The sequence below is a fragment of the Bacillus sp. NS1 genome (assembly GCF_058248265.1).
In genome coordinates, this window is record NZ_JBZAZF010000002.1 from 515,207 (window position 1) to 532,711 (window position 17,505).

Sequence of the window (17,505 nt, forward strand, 5' to 3'; positions counted from 1 at the left end):
ATCAGACAAAGATAGAGAAGCAGGTGATAACATGTTGGATCCACTTGATATTTTAACGAACATTGATGATGTCCTTCCATATTACCAGGCGATTTTCAGTGCCGAGGAACAGAAGATCGTCGGATATGAGGTGCTGGGGCGAATTGTGGCAGATTCAGAAATCCAAAGTCTCGGGCCCTTCTTTTTAGACGCGGGGATACCCGAAGAATATAAATTAGAGGTTGATAATAGAATTATCCGCCAGGCTCTTGACCGTTTTTTAGAGGCCGATTCTGATCTGCTGATTTTTATGAATCAGGATGCCAATCTGCTGATGCTTGATCACGGCGAAAGCTTTCTGGAGCTTTTGAAATCATATGAAGCAAAGGGAATTGAACTCCACCGGTTTGTACTTGAAATTACGGAGCACAATTTTGAAGGGGATATTGAGCAGCTCTACCATATGCTTGCCTACTATCGTACATACGGAATTAAAATCGCAGTTGATAACATCGGAAAAGAAAGCAGCAATTTGGACAGAATTGCACTTCTCTCACCAGATCTGTTAAAAATCGATTTGCAGGCGCTGAAAGTATCACAGCCGTCACCGTCATATGAGCATGTTCTGTACAGCATATCTTTATTAGCGAGAAAAATCGGTGCGGCGCTGCTGTATGAAGACATTGAGGCGAACTTCCAGCTTCAATACGCTTGGAGAAACGGAGGCCGTTATTTTCAGGGATATTACTTGTTGTCCCCGTCTGAAACGTTTCTAGAGAGAGATGTTTTGAAACAAAGACTTAAAACTGAATTTCACCAATTTATCACACATGAGAAAAAGAAGCTTGAAACCGTCTACGAGCACTCTGAACAGTTTTACAGACGGGTTCATCAAGCTGTAGCATCTTTGAGAAAAAACAATCTGTCTTCTGATGATGACTTTATTAAAAAGCTGGCGGAAGAGCTGACCGATTGCAGCTTTAGAATTTACATGTGTGATGAAGAAGGCGATCAGCTGACGGGAAATGTGTTCAAACAAGATGGAGAATGGATTTACCAGCCGGAATACGCGGAAAAGAACTGGAGCTGGCGTCCTTATTTTCTGGAGAACATTATGAGAATGAGAAATCTCAGAAAAGGGTTTTTCAGTGATTTGTACAGTGATTTGGAAACAGGTGAAATGATCAGGACGTTTTCGTATCCGATGGATGATCAGATGTATTTATTTATAGACTTGCCTTATTCTTATTTATATGAGCAGGATGGATTGATTTAAGCGGCTGAAAGGCCGTTTTTTATGAATTGAAAAAAATATCAAAAAACGATTGACATTGATACTGATAATCATTATCATTTAATTATAGAGAGAAGCTACTCTCTGTTCCCCAACCCCTCTATCAGATCAAGATCCGAAAAAGCTTGGCGCTACCCCCGCCAAGTTTTTTTATTTGCCAAAGCATAAGACAATCCAATAAAACAATAAACCTAACTAGGGGAAAACGTTGAACACTGGGAGCATCAAAAATGTTCTTTCAGCGCTCGAATAACCGCACCAATGCGGCAGCGGCCGTGCAAGAGCTATTAGGCGGAAAATGCGGCGAGATGTCTCCTCTGATTCAATACATATTGCAAAATTCCAAAAGAAGATTTTGATGAAATTGCAAAAAGCCTTCTTGAATCTGCAGGTATATCAAAAAAATCATAATTGTATGCATGACATTCCAAAAAAAGCCTCAAACTAATAAAAAATAGTTTTTTCACTTTTTTTCTTTTCTTAAATTCAGCAGTGAAAATGCCATCCTGTTCGACTTTATGGTATGATGCTCAATAGAACTTGTATTATAATAAATACTTGTTGATTTGAAGTTGCTTTTTGAAAGGAGTCTTTTTTTAGAATGTCACAATTAATGGGTATCATCACACGGCTGCAAAGTCTGCAAGAAACGGCGGAAGCGGCTAACGAGCCAATGCAGCGTTATTTCGAAGTAAATGGTGAGAAAATATGCAGTGTTAAATATTTCGAAAAAAATCAAACGTTTGAACTGACGGTTTTCCAAAAAGGTGAAAAACCTAACACATATCCGTTTGATAATATCGACATGGTTTCTATCGAAATCTTTGAACTTCTTCAGTAAGATTCCTGAAATAGTGGGAACAAGCTTCCACTTTTGCAAAAGTAATCGAAATAAACGGTAAGGAGCATACTTGTTTCATGGTTGTAAATCCTTGAAAAGGAGTGTCGTGATGGCTGATTCTTTTCTGTTTTATAATCTTTCAGAAGCACAGATGACCTTTCAAGATGTGATGGAACGGCTTAAAGCCTTTGTTCGAAAGGACCCCCGTTCTTCCTATGTGTTATCGATCGGAACCGATTCACAGGTGTACCGCGATTACACAAAGTTTATTACCGCATTGCATTTGCATCGTACAGGCAAGGGAGCTTGGGGCTGCTTGAATAATCATACAGTCAACAGACCCATACATAGCCTTCGGGAGAAAATTTCGTTAGAAACGGCGTACAGCCAAGAAACAGCCGCTCATATTCTTGATGGGCACTTAATGGATATTACCGATCTGCTCCTGCCCTTTACAGGAGAGGGGGCGGATCTTACCTTTGAGGTTCATTTGGATATTGGGAAAAAAGGGCTTACAAAAGAACTGATTCAAGAGATGACAGGACGTATCACTTCCATGGGGATTGAGGCGAAAATAAAACCGGATTCATACACTGCCTTCAGCTATGCAAATCGTTTCACAAAATAATTCCGGCTAAAAAGCCAAGGGAAATGTCGAATTATGCGGTTGACGTTTGTTTTCTGATTACTTATTCTAGCGGTAGAGCTGAAAGTAAGTTGTCTTGCTTTCAGAGGTATTCAGTATAAAACAGGGGGCCTGATTGCGAATGAGTCTTATCGGTGAACGATTTACAGAAGAAGAACAAAAACTTCTGCTGAATATCCTGATCAACCATGAGTATGCCATCGAGCTATTAAGCAGTGAGATCAACGATATAGAGACAGGAACCAAAAACGTTGACGGAACCACCTACAAAAAACTTGTAACGCTATACGACCGATTTCGATTTGAAAATTAATGGAGCACCCTATAATTGATACTCACACAAAGAGTATCTTTTTTATTGAAAGGAAACTTTTCGACAAATACTGATAAAGTTTATATTATTGTAATATAGGGAATGTATTGTTGATGAAAATGAAAAGGGGTCGAAAACATGATAAGCTTACAATCAGACCAGCTTCTTGAGGCAACAGTCGGACAATTTATGATTGAGGCGGACAAAGTAGCGCACGTTCAAGTCGGCAACAACCTTGAGCACGCATTATTAGTGCTGACAAAAACCGGATACACAGCCATCCCGGTTCTTGATCCTTCCTATCGTTTACATGGATTAATCGGTACAAATATGATCATGAACAGCCTTTTTGGGCTTGAGCGAATCGAGTTTGAAAAGCTTGACAAGATTACTGTCGAAGAAGTCATGCTGACTGATATTCCGCGGCTTCATATCAATGATCCGATTATGAAGGGATTTGGCATGGTCATTAATAACGGATTTGTTTGTGTGGTAAATGACGAACAGGTGTTTGAAGGAATTTTTACGAGAAGAGTGGTTTTAAAGGAATTGAATAAGCATATACGCTCATTGAACAAGTAGGCTTCACGGCCTATTTTTATTATATTGGCAGAGGAAGAAAGAAAGCGTATACATAATTTAAATCAGCATAGGGCTTGAATCAGAAACTAAGATTTTATTAGAATGGGAGATAAGAAAAACTTATTGATGACAAAAAGGAGGACGACATGCAGCTTCAAGAGCTTCATATGCTCGTAGTTTTAGCTGAGGAGTTAAATATGAGAAAGGCGGCGGAACGGCTTTTTGTATCTCAGCCAGCTTTATCTCAGCGCTTACAAACAATTGAAAAGGCGTGGGGCACAAAAATCTTTTTAAGATCCCAAAAAGGGTTAACGGTAACGCCGGCCGGTGAGAAAATCATTCAGTTTGCCAATGATGTGACGTTAGAGCAGGAAAGAATAAGAGAAAATATTGATGAGCTTGAAGGTGAAATTCACGGCACATTGAAGCTTGCCGTCGCCTCCATAATCGGCCAGCATTGGCTTCCTAAAGTCCTAAAAACGTATGTGGAAAAATATCCGAATGCAAAGGTCTCACTCATTACCGGCTGGAGCAGCGAAATGCTGAAAAGCTTATATGAGGATCAGGTTCATATCGGCATTATTAGGGGCAACCCTGAGTGGAAGGGCCGTAAAGATTACTTAATGACAGATCACCTGTATTTAGTGGACACTGAAATTTCCTGCATTGAAGATATTGCCCATACAGAACGGCCGTTTATCCAATTTAAAAGCGACAGCACTTATTTTCAGGAAATTCAGCACTGGTGGCATCAAAAATTTAAAACGTCGCCAAAACAGACGATATTGGTTGATCAGATTGAAACGTGCAAACAGATGGCGCTGCACGGAATCGGTTATGCCATTTTGCCGTCTGTCACCCTTCAAAACGAAGATAAAGTCAATAAAATGCCTCTGTTAGACATGAAAGAGCATCCGATCGGACGGGATACATGGCTATTAGGCTATGAGCCTGCATTTGAGCTGAAGCAAGTTCAAGCTTTCGTTCAAGTGATAAAGGATATGCTGGATCAGGAAAATCCATTTTAAAGACAGCGATGTGCTGTCTTTTTTTTATTTACACATTGACAATGAAAATCATTATCAGTTAAAGTGATACATATGATATTGAAAATCATTATCAATTGATGAGGTGATAACATGGCTAAAGCCTTGATTACATATGCCAGCATGTCAGGAAATACAGAGGACATTGCCGTAATTATAAAAGAAACGCTGCAGCAATATGAATTAGGTATCGATTGTGTCGAGATAGATGATGTGGATGTGTCTGCACTGACATCCTATGATTATGTACTGATTGGCACCTATACATGGGGCGACGGCGATTTGCCTTACGAAGCGGAGGATTTTTTCGAAGAGGTCAAACAGCTTCAGCTTAATGGCTTAAAAACAGCCTGCTTCGGATCTGGAGATTATTCTTATCCAAAGTTTTGTGAAGCGGTCAATTTGTTCAGTGCCATGCTGCAAGAGGCGGGAGCTGCTGTTTACCAGGAAACCTTGAAAATCGAACTGGCGCCTGAAACAGATGAAGATGTGGAAAGCTGCCGCGCGTTTGCGAGAGATTTTCTTGCATGGGCAGATTATATGAACAAGGAAAAAATCCATGTTTCATAAAGGAGCGACTGCTGTCACGGCATCCGCATTTTCTGGTTATTTTGTGGCGGTACAAAGAGAAGGCATTTTTCATTATTCTTTAGAGCAGGGCTGGAGAAAGCTTTTTCGTTTGAAAAGCAAAATTCATTGCATCAGTTACATAGGGCCTTACTTATTTGGTGTCGGTGAAAAAGGAACGGTCATTCGCTCGTCTGACGAGGGGAAAACCTGGACGATGTCGAGCTTTCCGACAAATGCAACAGTGTGGGCGATTACCGGCCGAAACGACGGATTTGTCTGCGCCCATGGCAAGCATTGCATTTATGTATCGGATGATTTTGGTGTTTCATGGCGCGTAGCCAAACCTTTTGCGGAATTGGATAACCCGCCTGTAATCCGTTCATTGTGCCTGCACGGCGGCAGTCTTTTCATCGGTACGCAAATACACGCATATTTTGGGGGCATTTGGGCTTACGATTTTAAACGTGATACTGTCCAAATCGTTAAAAAAGAAGAAAACCGGATGACGGCATCCATGCTCGTGTTCAATGAAAATTGGCTTGTGGCGGCAATGGGTTCTGTGAAAGGAAAGCACGGTGCAGTCACTGTACGGAATACTTTGACTGACGAAGAATTCACCATACAATCCAGCATGATCAGAAAAGAAGAATCATTTCTTGATATTTCAGAGGATGATGGAATTATATATGTCACAACAACGCAAGATGAAAATGGTTATTCTAGAATTTACCAGGCTGATCTCGAAGCCCGGGCGTTAAAATGGTTCGATACCATTAAGGGGCATGGGTGGAGAGTGGCTAATCAGAAAGAGAATTTCTTTTGTGCAGGCTTGTATGAATGTAAATTTGTCCAGCCGTACGAAGTTTCAGCAATGATTCATTAGAGGAGGAATAAGGAATTGGGGAAGATTTTGCTCGTTTATGCAACAATGTCAGGCAACACTGAAGCAATGGCAGATTTGATTGAAAAGGGGCTTAAGGAGACGGAAGCTGAAGCGGACCGTTTTGAAGCGATGGATATTGATGATGCACAGCTGTTTAATGATTATGATCATATTATTATGGGAACCTATACATGGGGTGACGGAGATCTGCCTGATGAATTTTTAGACCTTGCTGAAGATATGGATGAGATTGATTTTTCCGGCAAAACATGCGCTGTATTCGGTTCCGGTGATACAGCATATGAATTTTTCTGCGGGGCGGTTGATACGCTCGAAGCAAAAATAAAAGAACGCGGAGGCGAAATTGTGCTGCCTTCGGTAAAAATCGAAAATAATCCAGAAGGTGAAGAAGAGGAAGAATTAATGGAGTTCGGGAGACAATTCGCAAAAAAAAGCGGATGCACTGTCTAATCACTCACTGGGAACTGCTAAAGCGGCTGTTCCTTTTTTTCTTGTCTTTGTATCTTTCCTTTGATACAGTAATGAGGTAGAAAATCAGGAGGAGGACTATACATATGAAAATGATGGACGCAAATGAAATTATTTCATTTATTCAAAATAGTACAAAATCTACACCTGTAAAGGTTTACGTGAAGGGTGAGCTGGAAGGAATCAATTTCGGCGAATCTGCGAAAGCTTTTATCAACGGAAATACTGGTGTCGTTTTCGGTGAATGGAGCGAAATCCAAACAGCAATTGAAGAAAACAAAAGCAAAATTGAAGACTATGTGGTTGAAAATGATCGCCGCAATTCTGCGATTCCAATGCTTGATCTTAAAAATATCAAAGCGCGTATCGAGCCGGGCGCGATCATCCGCGACCAGGTTGAAATCGGTGATAACGCAGTCATCATGATGGGAGCTTCTATCAATATCGGTTCAGTCATCGGCGAAGGCACAATGATCGATATGAACGTTGTCTTAGGCGGACGAGCTACCGTTGGTAAAAACTGCCACATCGGCGCAGGTTCTGTTCTTGCGGGCGTTATTGAGCCACCATCCGCTAAACCGGTTGTCATTGAAGACGACGTTGTGATTGGCGCAAATGCTGTTGTGCTTGAAGGCGTAACAGTAGGTAAAGGAGCCGTTGTTGCTGCGGGAGCGATCGTGGTAAACGATGTTGAGCCTTACACTGTCGTTGCAGGCACACCTGCTAAAAAAATCAAAGACATTGATGAGAAAACAAAAGGCAAAACTGAAATCAAGCAGGAATTACGCCAGCTGTAAGGAATAGTTTGATAAAAAAGGCGTGGATAATATATCCACGCCTTATTCGTATAGGCAGGAGGAATGAAAATGAAGAAAGAGGAGCTCATCGCAATCCGCAGAGATCTGCACCGTATACCGGAGCTTGGATTTCAGGAGTTCAAAACCCAACAGTATTTACTAAATGTCTTGGAACAATATCCGCAAGACAGAATTGAAATTGAGAAATGGCGAACAGGGCTTTTTGTAAAGGTGAACGGGACGGCACCGGAAAAAATGCTGGCGTATAGAGCGGATATCGACGCGCTTTCCATTGAGGAGCAAACCGGTCTTCCATTCGCGTCAGAGCATCACGGTAACATGCACGCCTGCGGACACGATTTGCATATGACGATTGCACTCGGCATTATTGACCATTTTGTTCACCACCCGGTCAAACATGATTTGCTTTTTCTGTTCCAGCCGGCAGAGGAAGGACCTGGCGGTGCGGAACCAATGCTTGAGAGCGACGTTTTGAAAAAGTGGCAGCCTGATTTCATCACTGCGCTGCATATTGCTCCAGAGCTGCCTGTAGGCACCATCTCGACAAAAAGCGGCCTCCTTTTTGCGAATACATCAGAGCTTGTCATCGATCTGGAAGGCAAAGGGGGACATGCAGCCTATCCGCATTTGGCTGAGGACATGGTTGTAGCAGCAAGCACACTTGTCACCCAGCTGCAAACGATCATCTCTAGAAACACAGATCCGCTGGACAGTGCCGTCATTACAGTTGGTACCATTACCGGCGGTTCAGCGCAAAATATCATCGCGCAAACAGCTCACCTGGAAGGCACGATCCGTACGCTTTCTGAAGAATCGATGAAGCAGGTAAAGGAACGGATTGAAGATTTGGTGAAAGGAATCGAAATTGGTTTCCGCTGCAAAGGAAAAGTGACATATCCGTCTGTGTATCACCAAGTTTACAATACGAGCGGACTGACAGAAGAATTTATGTCTTTTGTTGCTGAACAACAACTGGCAACAGTAATCGAAGCAAAAGAAGCAATGACTGGAGAGGATTTTGGCTACATGCTGAAAAAATATCCCGGCTTCATGTTCTGGTTAGGTGCTAACTCTGAACATGGGCTTCATCACGCAAAGCTGAATCCCGATGAAAATGCGATAGAAACAGCGGTTAACGTTATGACAGGTTATTTTTCTGTTTATGCCAATTAAGTATAAATGAAAGAATAAAATTCCATTAAGTGAGCACTCTAGTAAACGGAGGTGTTCAATAATGACTAAAAAAATTGGAATTGAACAATCGTTATCAGATGTAGAAGCTGCATTAAAAGAAAAAGGATATGACGTTGTAATGATGAAAAGCCCTGATGATGCAAAAGGCTGTGACTGCTGTGTCGTAACAGGTCTTGATAATAATGTGCAAGGCATAGCCGATACGGTAACACAAGCACCTGTCATTACAGCTTCCGGGATGACTGCTGAAGAAATTTGCAGCGAAGTTGAAAGCAGAATTCAGTAAAATAAAAACCGAAGCAAAAAGCTTCGGTTCTTTTATTTATTCTGTTTCTTTAGGAAAAGCGCGGTCAAGCGCGGTTTTTATTTCCTTTTTAAGTACCCGCTCGACCCGCCACTGTTCCATGTTTTCTGTTTTGGCAATGACTCTGATCACAATTTCAGAAGTTCCCAGTTCTTGAATCCCGATGACGTTAGGGCCTTCTTTTATTTGCGGAAGAGCGGCTGCTGTCTCATCACATACTTGCTGTAAAATATGAATCGTTTCATCAATGTTTCTTTCAGCCGGCACTTTAATATCAACTAAAGCCTGCATTGTTCCCCGCGAATGATTGCTCACGTTTGTAATGTTTCTGTTTGGGATATAATGCAGGGTTCCGTCAAAGCTGCGGATTTGAGTGGTTCTTAAGCCAACCTGCTCAACAATCCCGTCAAAGGTGGAAACGGTAATATAATCTCCGACATCCAATTGTTTTTCAAGCAAAATAAAAAAACCTGTCACGATGTCGCTGACAAGCCCTTGGGCGCCAAATCCGACAGCCAGTCCGACAATTCCTGCCCCCGCTAAAAGAGCGCTTGGATCGTAGTGAAACAAATCCAGTACCATGACAAAGAATATAAAAATTAATATGTAAGCAAATATGTTAAGAGTCAGGCTTCGGAGCGTATGTGCACGTCCGATAGACAAGCTGTGCTGCTCCTCGAATTTCGCAAACAGGTGTTTAATGATTTTTATGCCTAAAGATCGAACGATAAAATAGAGCAATATCATAATGACGAGTTTAATGAGCAGAATACTGGCGTTTGTAATCAGTCCCGCCCAATCGTATTGTTTAATAAAATCCATGTTGGAGCTCCTTTTTTTGAATTGATTGCTGGACATTGAGATTAGTTACCCTATGCATGAATATGTTAAACTCTTTATTCAAAATTGTCGAAGCCAAAGACATGCTTGATTTGTTAAAAATTGACTCGTAAAATCCGCTCCTATATAATGGGCATTGTGATGTTATTAACGAATTATGGATAAACATCCTTTATTTCCATGCGAATCCGGCTTTTAAGCCAAACTATAAATTGGAGGGATACATATGGCAGAACGTATGGTAGGTATACAGGCTCCTCGTTTTGAAATGGAAGCAGTCCTTGCAAGTAAAGAATTTGGCAAAGTAAGTCTTGAGGAAAACATGAAAAACGACAAATGGACAGTATTGTTCTTCTATCCAATGGACTTCACTTTTGTTTGTCCGACTGAAATTACAGCAATGTCTGACCGCTATGACGAATTCGAAGATCTTGATGCTGAAGTCATCGGTGTTTCAACTGATACAATCCATACTCATTTGGCGTGGATTAATACAGACCGCAAAGAAAACGGCCTTGGCCAGCTGAAATATCCGCTTGCTGCTGATACAAACCATGAGGTATCCCGTGAATATGGCGTTTTAATCGAAGAAGAAGGGGTGGCCCTTCGCGGGTTGTTTATTATCAATCCTGAAGGCGAGCTCCAATATCAAACTGTTTTCCATAACAACATTGGCCGTGACGTTGATGAAACGCTTCGTGTTCTTCAAGCGCTGCAAACTGGCGGACTCTGCCCGGCTAACTGGAAACCCGGCCAAAAAACACTTTAATTCTTTCTAAGAACGAAAAAGGGTCTAACCTATTCGTTAGGCCTTTCTGTTTAATAGGAGGGTAAAGCAATGAAATTACGTCAGCCAATGCCTGAATTGACTGGGGAAAAAGCCTGGTTCAATGGTGAAGTAACGAAAGAGCAATTGATCGGAGAAAAGCCGACGCTTATTCATTTCTGGTCCATCAGCTGCCATCTGTGCAAAGAAGCGATGCCGCAAGTGAATGAATTTCGTGATAAATATCAAGATAAACTGAACGTTATAGCTGTGCATATGCCTCGTTCCGAAGATGATCTTGACCTCGGCAAAATTAAAGAAGTAGCTGCTGAACATGACATCACTCAGCCGATTTTTGTCGACAGCGATCATACTTTAACCGATGCATTTGGAAATGAATATGTGCCTGCATACTATGTGTTTGATAAAACAGGACAGCTCCGTCACTTCCAAGCCGGCGGGAGCGGTATGAAAATGCTTGAAAAACGTGTGAACCGTGTTCTGGCTGAAACAGAACAGGCATCTGAATAGTTTTTCATAAACCTGATTTAAGATCAGGTTTTTTTATTTGTACAAGAAAGCAACCGAAGAAGAGTAAGAAGATTTTTTTTCCAAATTTGGGCATAGGAAATGGTGATTTGTTTGATTGATACGCTAAAAACACAGCTAATTTTTGATGTTTTTCCTCAATTTTTGATAAATTTCATATCCCATAACTCGAAAATTGTAGATATTACACTAAATTTCATTAAAGAAGTAAGTAATATATATATTTTCAACATTATACCAAATGAACTCGAAAAGCCCTCTATCCCTTGTGAATAAAGGATTCTTTTGAAAAATAAAACATTTTCAGAAAATAAGGAATTTTTCATAGAGTAAATATAATAGTAAAATGCTAAAATAATAGTTGATAAAATTACTTTTGTAATCTAATATCTTAATTAAAGATGTTAATTTTGATAGGGGGTACATTGAGGAATGTTTAATGAAAGAGAAGCTTTGCGCTTGCGGTTAGAACAATTAAATGAAGCTGAAGTGAAAGTCATTCGTGAATATCAAATTGAACGTGATAAAATATACGCAAAATTAAGAGAGCTTGACAGAAATGGAAGCCCTTCCGAAATCAAAAAGGATTTCCGTTCTGAAAAAAAACCTGATTCTCTGCCGGTTCTCGCTGAGCTTGCGGCACAGGAAATCAGAAGCTATCAGCCACAATCACAGCAGCAGTCTGTTCAGCCTCAGCTTCAATCTATTTCCTCTCTTCCTGCCGGTATACCAGATGGCACAACACGAAGAAGAAGAGGGACGGCAAGACCGGGGTCAAAAGCAGCTAAGCTGCGTGAAGCTGCAATTAAAACATTAAAACGCCACAACGCGGCGATTAAGAGCTCCGAGCTTCAAAAAGAGATTGAAAAAGAAAGCGGTCTTGAAATCCCTAATATGACAACGTTTATGCAAAGCTTAATTAAAATGTACCCGGAAGTGAAAAAGCCGTATCGCGGCCAGTACATTTTAGAAGGCGAAATTGAATCAGCAGAATCAGCAAATGAATAAAGATACAGAAAAACTGCTTGGCATGGCTCAAGCAGTTTTTTTATTGAGGTTTTTTCTGTGAAGGTTTGTTTTCTTTTTCAAGATTAAGCTTATATACCCACTTTTGATATGGCTTTTCTTCAACGGCTCTGTTTTTCAGCTCTTCGATTGTATGGCTCATGGCCTGGTCTGATGATTGGGCGCGGGCAAGCTGTTTTTGAAGCACATGTATCTGTTTGGTGACATCTTCAAGTATGGTTTCTACATGATTTGGCTGCGCGTAGACCACTGAAGCTTCTTCTTCCGTTTCTTCTTTTTGTTTCGTGCCGCCATCAATATCGGCAAAATGAGAAGCAATCCAGGCATCGCTTTCATCAAGCTGCCTTTTATACGATATAATAGTTTCGTGAAATAATTTTTCTTTCGTTTTTTCTATTTCGAGCAGCCTTTCTTTCGTTTCTATGATTCGATCTTTCATATGATCAATTTCTATTTTAATATGTTTTAGCTGATATTCTTTTTCTACCATTTGCTCTTTTAGACGGCCGTTTTCGGCTTTTATCATATCGGTTTGCTGTTTTGCCTGAAGCAGCGCGTCCTGTTCCTGCTCAATAGAGGCTTGAAGATGGCTGATTCGTTTATGAAGATTTTTATTTTCTTCTTCAATTTTGATGTTAGCAATGTGAAGTTTATGTTTTTCTTCTATTTCGGCTTTGCGTTTATAGGTTTCAGCAGAAAGTAACTCCTGCAACGCAACGATTTTACCAAGCAGTTCAGCTCTTATTTGGTGCAGGGTTTGGCTGGTATGGGAGGCGTGTTTCTCTTTCGTTGACATTTGTGTTAATTCGGCAGACATCTGCTGGAGTTTTTCTTTCATATCGTTATTTTCTTTAAGCAGTTTGTTATTTTTCTGATGGAAGTAGCTTGCTTCAAGTTCGGAAATCAGCCTATGGCACCTTGAAAGCTCAGATTTTAAATAAAGGTTCTCCTGAGACACGTCGTGGAAAAAAGGACCTGATCTTTTCATTCGAACCATCTCCCTCATGATGTTAACACTACAATATGCAAATACTGAACAGCTATTCCTCTTTAATAAACAGACAAGCAGTGGCGTTAGGGCTTTGCTTTTGCTATGCTTTTAACGAACTAGAGGTGAGATGACATGAAGCATATAAACGTACTGCTGGCAGGAGGAGCTTCACGGCGCTTTGGGGAACCGAAGGCATTTGTAAAATGGAAGGGCAGAATGTTTTACGAATGGGCTAAACAGGCGCTTGGAGAACATACGGTTATCATCAGCCGTCCTGAGTTTATTGATAGATTTCAAGAAAACGGTGAAAATGAAGTGTATCAAGATGCCGATCCATTTCAAGGCATGGGGCCATTGGCTGGTATATATACGGCTTTTAAAAAGACAGACGGTGATCTTTATACTGTTCTTTCCTGTGACACGCCGTTGATACAAAGAAGGACGATGCTGAAGCTCCAGTGTCTGATGACTCCGGGGATAGACGCGGTCGTTCCGATTTCAGACGGACGGGAGCAGCCATTGATTGCAATTTACCATAAACGAATCATGCCCATTCTATATGACCAGCTTTCTGAGAAGAGATTAAGAATATCAGATTTGTTAGGCCAAATTTCGGTTTGTTACGTACAGGCTGAAGAGATCGGGGCAAACCCGGCAGAGTTTATCAATGTTAATACACGTGATGATTTTAGGCGTTTGGAAGAAAAAACGAACTCCTTCAGGTGGGACTGATGGGGGAAAAACATGTTAAGATGACATAAAAGATAAGGAGATCAGGTTTGATGGAGGAGCGTTATTCACGGCAAATCAGATTTAAGCAAATAGGGGAAAAGGGCCAGAAAAGGCTGGCAGACAGCCATGTACTGGTTGTCGGAGCTGGAGCGCTCGGGACTGCAGGAGCGGAAGGGCTTACGAGAGCAGGAGTCGGTACCATTACCATTATTGACCGTGACTATGTGGAATGGAGCAATCTGCAAAGGCAGCAGCTTTACACAGAAAGCGATGCCAAACTCCGCATGCCGAAAGCCATGGCTGCCAAAGAGCATCTATCAGCGATTAACAGCGGAATACATATTGAGGCGTATGTTGCCGAAGGAACAGCCGAAACACTTGAGCCGTTGATTAAAAAAGCAGATGTCGTGATCGACGCGACTGATAATTTTGAAACCCGCATGCTGATAAACGATCTTGCCCAGAAAACAAAGACACCGTGGGTCTATGGCGCTTGTGTAAGCAGCCAAGGGATGTTCATGACGATCATTCCGGGAGAAACACCTTGTCTGTCTTGTTTGTTTGAGCAGATTCCTGTCGGCGGAGCGACGTGTGATACTGCCGGAATCATACCGCCCGCTGTGCATATCGTTTCGGCTTATCAGCAGGCTGAGGCATTAAAGCTGTTAACCGGCCAAACAGAAGCGATACAGCGCGGTTTTGTGACATTCGATGTCTGGAACAATTCGCATATGAAGATTAACGTTAATCATGTTCGCCGTGAGGATTGTCCGTCTTGCGGAGCACAGGCGTTTTACCCTTACCTCCAAGACTGGAACACACCAAAAGCCGCTGTACTATGCGGCCGTGATACAGTACAGGTAAGGTCGGAGTCATTAAAAAGAATTCCGAAACAGGAGCTCATCAAGCGGTTGAAAACAATCGGCAAAGTCGAGGCCAATGCATTTTTGCTGCATATTTTTTACGAAGATTTCAGAATCGTCATTTTCAATGACGGACGGGCACTGGTCCATGGGACAAATGATGTGAAAGAAGCCAATTCTGTGTTGGCAAGAGTGATTGGATTGTAACAACAGGAGGGGTCAGAATGCTGGAGAAAAGAACACCGATACCGGTAGACGAGGCAGTTCGGCGTGTCAGCCATTTTCAAAAACAAGGAGAAATAGAATGGGTGGCGCTCGAAAACAGCCTTCATCGATTTTTAGCTGAAGACATAACAGCGGATCACCACGTACCTGCATTTGACCGTTCGCCATACGACGGTTTTGCTGTAAGAGCGTGTGATACAGCTGAAGCTTCACGTGAAAACCCAGTTCGGTTTGAGGTCATTGACCATATTGGAGCGGGGGCTGTATCTGAAAAAAAACTTGGCCCATTTCAGGCCGTGCGGATTATGACTGGCGCGCAAATCCCTGAAGAGGCAGATGCAGTCGTCATGATTGAGCTGACTCAAACCTTTGAAGAGAATGGCAAGGCGTTTATGTCTTTAAAACGCCGCTTTCAGCCGGGCGATAATATTTCAAAAACAGGTGAAGACGCTCAAAAAGGGAGTGTTTTATTGAGAAAGGGCACCCGAGTGACACCAGGAGTGACTGCGCTTTTGGCAACCTTCGGATACGCATCTGTGCCTGTCGTGAGAAAACCTGTTGTCGGGATTATCGCAACCGGTACCGAATTGCTGAATGTCAGTGATCCGCTAGAGCCGGGGAAAATCCGTAACAGCAATGCCAGTATGGTTTATGCGCAAGTGATAGAAGCAGGCGGATCACCACTTTATTTAGGAAAAATTTCTGATGATCTGGATAAAAGCTTCGCCGCCGTCAGAGAAGCCACGAAAAAGGTTGATTTTCTAATCACAACTGGCGGCGTGTCAGTCGGTGATTTTGACTTTTTGCCTGCGATCTATGAAAAACTCGGAGCGGACGTGCTGTTTAATAAAGTTGCTATGCGCCCGGGCAGCGTGACAACGGTGGCGCATGCAAACGATATGCTGCTGTTTGGACTTTCAGGTAATCCGTCAGCATGCTATGTCGGTTTTGAACTGTTTGTCAAACCGATGATCCAGACGTGGCTGCTCAACGAAAAACCGCATTCGATTTGTGCGGAAGCTGTTTTGACAAAGGATTTTCCGAAGCCGAACCCATTTACCCGATTTGTTCGTGCGTTCGTGTACCACCAGGAAGGGAAGCTGCTGGCGGCCCCCGTCGGATTAGATAAGTCGAGCTCCGTCACGTCACTTGCAGAAGCAAATGCGTTTATTATCCTGCCGGGCGGCACGAGAGGATATGAATCTGGCCGAACGGTTCAAGTGCTGCTCATTAGAGAAGAGAATGGAAGTGAATGGCCTTGGTCCGTCCTTTCCCGATCGTCCAAGTTGTAGGGTTTCAAAACAGCGGGAAAACAACATTTATCGAGCGTATTCTTAAAAAAGCCTCTAAACAGGGGCTCAATTTGGGCTGCCTGAAGCATCACGGTCACGGCGGTGAACCGCAAACGTTCACTGACGGAAAAGACACTGACCGATACCAAGCTGCAGGCGCTGATGTGACAGCAGTAGAAGGTGCCGGGGTGTTACAGCTGACAGCCCGCCGCAATTGGGATTTGCCGCGGCTGATCGAGTTACATCGGTTTCTCGAAACAGACTGCCTTCTGATAGAAGGCTTTAAAAAAGCCCCTTATCCTAAAGTAGTTATACTAAGCGAAATGGAAGATCTAGAAGCGCTGCGGGCAGTAAATACAATCGCCATCATCTATAGAAAAAAAGAGCATATGACAGAGCATCAGGGATTACCCGTTTTTCATGCGGATGATCCGGTTGCCGTGGATTTTGTGCTTTCACAGCTGAAGGGGGAATCTGCATAATGGAACGGTTTGAGATTACGAAAACACCCATTATTACTGAAGACATCATCAAAAAAGTGGAGAAACGGGAAGCAGGGGCAATTACTACATTTATTGGCACGGTTCGGGAATGGACAAACGGAAAAAGAACGGTTCGCCTTGAATATGAGGCATATGAACCGATGGCCGTGCAGATGCTGGCTCGAATCGGCGCTGAAATTGAAGAAAAGTGGGAGGGCGCTTCAGCCGCGATCACGCACCGTGTAGGTGTCCTGGATATCGGTGAAGCAGCGGTCGTGATCGCTGTATCTTCACCCCATCGAAAAGCTGCTTATGAAGCCAATGAGTATGCTATCGAACGAATTAAACAGATTGTGCCGATTTGGAAAAAAGAAATTTGGGAAGACGGTGAGAAATGGATCGGCGACCAGCTTGAAACAACAGCTTATCCGAACGGAAAACCAGATCTAAGCGAGGGAGAGCAGCATGATTAAAATTCTTTTATTTGCAGGGCTTGCCGAACAGGCCGGCACACAGGCAGTGGAAATAGATATGGAACAAGCAACGACAGACGAGATAAAAGCGAGTCTAAAAGAACAATACGGCCTCGAATCCATTGATACAGCTATGATTGCTGTTAACGAAAGCTATGTAAAAGAAAACACCTCCGTATCTTCAGGTGACACGGTAGCTATCATTCCGCCGGTCAGCGGTGGATGAAAACCGGACGGCATTCAGCCATCCGGTTTTTCTTTATTTTTTTCGCATATCCCCAAGTATCCTCAGCATACAATGATTTTC

At 42.4% G+C, this 17,505-nt stretch carries 23 protein-coding genes and 1 pseudogene; 22 read left to right on the top strand and 2 right to left on the bottom strand.

The genetic code is table 11. The features are described 5' to 3' along the window. Positions 1 to 31 precede the first annotated feature (31 nt). The 13 genes and pseudogenes from AC4CV5_RS08185 (at position 32) to AC4CV5_RS08245 (ending at position 8,941) form a co-directional block, all read left to right on the top strand. On the top strand, positions 32 to 1,255 hold the full coding sequence (locus AC4CV5_RS08185; protein ID WP_490922441.1) for an EAL domain-containing protein: 1,224 nt from the start codon (positions 32 to 34) through the stop codon (positions 1,253 to 1,255). Between the two features lie 248 nt (positions 1,256 to 1,503). Next, positions 1,504 to 1,614: pseudogene (locus AC4CV5_RS08190) on the top strand (manganese catalase family protein); the annotation flags it as partial. 260 nt (positions 1,615 to 1,874) lie between these two features. After that, a complete protein-coding gene (locus tag AC4CV5_RS08195; protein WP_003218671.1) occupies positions 1,875 to 2,114 on the top strand; it encodes a YkuJ family protein in 240 nt (79 codons plus the stop codon). A 109-nt stretch (positions 2,115 to 2,223) separates the two neighbouring features. Beyond that, positions 2,224 to 2,742: a ribonuclease H-like YkuK family protein gene (locus AC4CV5_RS08200; protein WP_490922442.1), complete on the top strand. Its 519-nt coding sequence runs from the start codon at positions 2,224 to 2,226 to the stop codon at positions 2,740 to 2,742. Positions 2,743 to 2,875: 133 nt separating this feature from the next. Further along, positions 2,876 to 3,073, top strand: coding sequence for an AbrB antirepressor AbbA (gene abbA / locus AC4CV5_RS08205; protein ID WP_010886502.1), 198 nt, complete (start codon positions 2,876 to 2,878; stop codon positions 3,071 to 3,073). A gap of 138 nt (positions 3,074 to 3,211) precedes the next feature. Then, positions 3,212 to 3,655, top strand: coding sequence for a cyclic-di-AMP-binding protein CbpB (cbpB, locus tag AC4CV5_RS08210; protein WP_019714232.1), 444 nt, complete (start codon positions 3,212 to 3,214; stop codon positions 3,653 to 3,655). 146 nt (positions 3,656 to 3,801) lie between these two features. Further along, positions 3,802 to 4,683 carry a transcriptional regulator CcpC gene (gene ccpC / locus AC4CV5_RS08215; protein WP_014113620.1) on the top strand — a complete coding sequence of 294 codons (882 nt, stop codon included), beginning with the start codon at positions 3,802 to 3,804 and terminating at the stop codon, positions 4,681 to 4,683. Positions 4,684 to 4,794: 111 nt separating this feature from the next. Then, on the top strand, positions 4,795 to 5,271 hold the full coding sequence (locus AC4CV5_RS08220; RefSeq protein ID WP_166853295.1) for a flavodoxin: 477 nt from the start codon (positions 4,795 to 4,797) through the stop codon (positions 5,269 to 5,271). Further along, positions 5,261 to 6,154 carry a WD40/YVTN/BNR-like repeat-containing protein gene (locus AC4CV5_RS08225; RefSeq protein ID WP_373923513.1) on the top strand — a complete coding sequence of 298 codons (894 nt, stop codon included), beginning with the start codon at positions 5,261 to 5,263 and terminating at the stop codon, positions 6,152 to 6,154. Before AC4CV5_RS08220 ends, AC4CV5_RS08225 begins: the two co-directional genes overlap by 11 nt. A 15-nt stretch (positions 6,155 to 6,169) precedes the next feature. Next, on the top strand, positions 6,170 to 6,625 hold the full coding sequence (locus AC4CV5_RS08230; RefSeq protein WP_490922444.1) for a flavodoxin: 456 nt from the start codon (positions 6,170 to 6,172) through the stop codon (positions 6,623 to 6,625). A gap of 104 nt (positions 6,626 to 6,729) precedes the next feature. Next, positions 6,730 to 7,440 (top strand): 2,3,4,5-tetrahydropyridine-2,6-dicarboxylate N-acetyltransferase, encoded by a 711-nt coding sequence (gene dapD, locus AC4CV5_RS08235; protein WP_019714236.1) that lies wholly within the window; start codon positions 6,730 to 6,732, stop codon positions 7,438 to 7,440. 69 nt (positions 7,441 to 7,509) lie between these two features. Beyond that, positions 7,510 to 8,634: an N-acetyldiaminopimelate deacetylase gene (locus AC4CV5_RS08240; RefSeq protein ID WP_166853290.1), complete on the top strand. Its 1,125-nt coding sequence runs from the start codon at positions 7,510 to 7,512 to the stop codon at positions 8,632 to 8,634. Between the two features lie 61 nt (positions 8,635 to 8,695). Next, positions 8,696 to 8,941: a YkuS family protein gene (locus tag AC4CV5_RS08245; RefSeq protein ID WP_019714238.1), complete on the top strand. Its 246-nt coding sequence runs from the start codon at positions 8,696 to 8,698 to the stop codon at positions 8,939 to 8,941. Between the two features lie 36 nt (positions 8,942 to 8,977). On the opposite strand, the gene mscT is transcribed toward AC4CV5_RS08245, so the two are convergent. Then, positions 8,978 to 9,781: a small-conductance mechanosensitive channel protein MscT gene (gene mscT / locus AC4CV5_RS08250; protein ID WP_222142743.1), complete on the bottom strand. Its 804-nt coding sequence runs from the start codon at positions 9,779 to 9,781 to the stop codon at positions 8,978 to 8,980. Positions 9,782 to 10,025: 244 nt separating this feature from the next. Between mscT and ahpA the strand changes: the two genes are divergently transcribed. The 3 genes from ahpA (at position 10,026) to rok (ending at position 12,122) form a co-directional block, all read left to right on the top strand. Then, entirely contained in the window at positions 10,026 to 10,568 is a 543-nt protein-coding gene (ahpA, locus tag AC4CV5_RS08255) for a biofilm-specific peroxidase AhpA (RefSeq protein ID WP_248602670.1), read from the top strand. Between the two features lie 69 nt (positions 10,569 to 10,637). Further along, the gene (gene ykuV, locus AC4CV5_RS08260) at positions 10,638 to 11,096 is read left to right on the top strand and encodes a thiol-disulfide oxidoreductase YkuV (protein ID WP_019714240.1); all 459 of its coding nucleotides are present in this window, start codon (positions 10,638 to 10,640) and stop codon (positions 11,094 to 11,096) included. A 450-nt stretch (positions 11,097 to 11,546) separates the two neighbouring features. Continuing rightward, positions 11,547 to 12,122, top strand: coding sequence for a transcriptional regulator Rok (gene rok, locus AC4CV5_RS08265; RefSeq protein WP_003232378.1), 576 nt, complete (start codon positions 11,547 to 11,549; stop codon positions 12,120 to 12,122). Positions 12,123 to 12,162: 40 nt separating this feature from the next. Here the strand turns inward: rok and AC4CV5_RS08270 are convergent, their stop codons facing one another. Continuing rightward, the gene (locus tag AC4CV5_RS08270; protein ID WP_490922445.1) at positions 12,163 to 13,128 is read right to left on the bottom strand and encodes a sporulation protein; all 966 of its coding nucleotides are present in this window, start codon (positions 13,126 to 13,128) and stop codon (positions 12,163 to 12,165) included. Positions 13,129 to 13,263: 135 nt separating this feature from the next. Between AC4CV5_RS08270 and AC4CV5_RS08275 the strand changes: the two genes are divergently transcribed. The 6 genes from AC4CV5_RS08275 to moaD are packed head-to-tail and all read left to right on the top strand — an operon-like array spanning position 13,264 to position 17,424. Further along, positions 13,264 to 13,863: a molybdenum cofactor guanylyltransferase gene (locus tag AC4CV5_RS08275; protein ID WP_326220625.1), complete on the top strand. Its 600-nt coding sequence runs from the start codon at positions 13,264 to 13,266 to the stop codon at positions 13,861 to 13,863. Positions 13,864 to 13,913: 50 nt separating this feature from the next. Further along, positions 13,914 to 14,933, top strand: a complete 1,020-nt coding sequence (locus AC4CV5_RS08280) for a molybdopterin-synthase adenylyltransferase MoeB (RefSeq protein WP_490922447.1) — start codon at positions 13,914 to 13,916, stop codon at positions 14,931 to 14,933. Between the two features lie 17 nt (positions 14,934 to 14,950). Further along, positions 14,951 to 16,243: a molybdopterin molybdotransferase MoeA gene (locus tag AC4CV5_RS08285; RefSeq protein WP_166853285.1), complete on the top strand. Its 1,293-nt coding sequence runs from the start codon at positions 14,951 to 14,953 to the stop codon at positions 16,241 to 16,243. Next, positions 16,204 to 16,725: a molybdopterin-guanine dinucleotide biosynthesis protein B gene (gene mobB, locus AC4CV5_RS08290; protein ID WP_490922448.1), complete on the top strand. Its 522-nt coding sequence runs from the start codon at positions 16,204 to 16,206 to the stop codon at positions 16,723 to 16,725. Before AC4CV5_RS08285 ends, mobB begins: the two co-directional genes overlap by 40 nt. After that, positions 16,725 to 17,198: a molybdenum cofactor biosynthesis protein MoaE gene (locus tag AC4CV5_RS08295; RefSeq protein WP_019714246.1), complete on the top strand. Its 474-nt coding sequence runs from the start codon at positions 16,725 to 16,727 to the stop codon at positions 17,196 to 17,198. Before mobB ends, AC4CV5_RS08295 begins: the two co-directional genes overlap by 1 nt. Next, on the top strand, positions 17,191 to 17,424 hold the full coding sequence (gene moaD / locus AC4CV5_RS08300) for a molybdopterin converting factor subunit 1 (RefSeq protein WP_166853282.1): 234 nt from the start codon (positions 17,191 to 17,193) through the stop codon (positions 17,422 to 17,424). The genes AC4CV5_RS08295 and moaD overlap by 8 nt, the downstream gene beginning before the upstream one ends. Positions 17,425 to 17,505: the final 81 nt, after the last annotated feature.

Bases quoted from the DNA above. Each gene is read 5' to 3' on its own strand.
- AC4CV5_RS08185 (WP_490922441.1), top strand. From the start codon at position 32: ATGTTGGATCCACTTGATATTTTAACGAACATTGATGATGTCCTTCCA.
- AC4CV5_RS08195 (WP_003218671.1), top strand. From the start codon at position 1,875: ATGTCACAATTAATGGGTATCATCACACGGCTGCAAAGTCTGCAAGAA.
- AC4CV5_RS08200 (WP_490922442.1), top strand. From the start codon at position 2,224: ATGGCTGATTCTTTTCTGTTTTATAATCTTTCAGAAGCACAGATGACC.
- cbpB (WP_019714232.1), top strand. From the start codon at position 3,212: ATGATAAGCTTACAATCAGACCAGCTTCTTGAGGCAACAGTCGGACAA.
- ccpC (WP_014113620.1), top strand. From the start codon at position 3,802: ATGCAGCTTCAAGAGCTTCATATGCTCGTAGTTTTAGCTGAGGAGTTA.
- AC4CV5_RS08220 (WP_166853295.1), top strand. From the start codon at position 4,795: ATGGCTAAAGCCTTGATTACATATGCCAGCATGTCAGGAAATACAGAG.
- AC4CV5_RS08225 (WP_373923513.1), top strand. From the start codon at position 5,261: ATGTTTCATAAAGGAGCGACTGCTGTCACGGCATCCGCATTTTCTGGT.
- dapD (WP_019714236.1), top strand. From the start codon at position 6,730: ATGAAAATGATGGACGCAAATGAAATTATTTCATTTATTCAAAATAGT.
- AC4CV5_RS08240 (WP_166853290.1), top strand. From the start codon at position 7,510: ATGAAGAAAGAGGAGCTCATCGCAATCCGCAGAGATCTGCACCGTATA.
- AC4CV5_RS08245 (WP_019714238.1), top strand. From the start codon at position 8,696: ATGACTAAAAAAATTGGAATTGAACAATCGTTATCAGATGTAGAAGCT.
- mscT (WP_222142743.1), bottom strand. From the start codon at position 9,781: ATGGATTTTATTAAACAATACGATTGGGCGGGACTGATTACAAACGCC.
- ahpA (WP_248602670.1), top strand. From the start codon at position 10,026: ATGGCAGAACGTATGGTAGGTATACAGGCTCCTCGTTTTGAAATGGAA.
- ykuV (WP_019714240.1), top strand. From the start codon at position 10,638: ATGAAATTACGTCAGCCAATGCCTGAATTGACTGGGGAAAAAGCCTGG.
- rok (WP_003232378.1), top strand. From the start codon at position 11,547: ATGTTTAATGAAAGAGAAGCTTTGCGCTTGCGGTTAGAACAATTAAAT.
- AC4CV5_RS08270 (WP_490922445.1), bottom strand. From the start codon at position 13,128: ATGAAAAGATCAGGTCCTTTTTTCCACGACGTGTCTCAGGAGAACCTT.
- AC4CV5_RS08275 (WP_326220625.1), top strand. From the start codon at position 13,264: ATGAAGCATATAAACGTACTGCTGGCAGGAGGAGCTTCACGGCGCTTT.
- AC4CV5_RS08280 (WP_490922447.1), top strand. From the start codon at position 13,914: ATGGAGGAGCGTTATTCACGGCAAATCAGATTTAAGCAAATAGGGGAA.
- AC4CV5_RS08285 (WP_166853285.1), top strand. From the start codon at position 14,951: ATGCTGGAGAAAAGAACACCGATACCGGTAGACGAGGCAGTTCGGCGT.
- mobB (WP_490922448.1), top strand. From the start codon at position 16,204: ATGGCCTTGGTCCGTCCTTTCCCGATCGTCCAAGTTGTAGGGTTTCAA.
- AC4CV5_RS08295 (WP_019714246.1), top strand. From the start codon at position 16,725: ATGGAACGGTTTGAGATTACGAAAACACCCATTATTACTGAAGACATC.
- moaD (WP_166853282.1), top strand. From the start codon at position 17,191: ATGATTAAAATTCTTTTATTTGCAGGGCTTGCCGAACAGGCCGGCACA.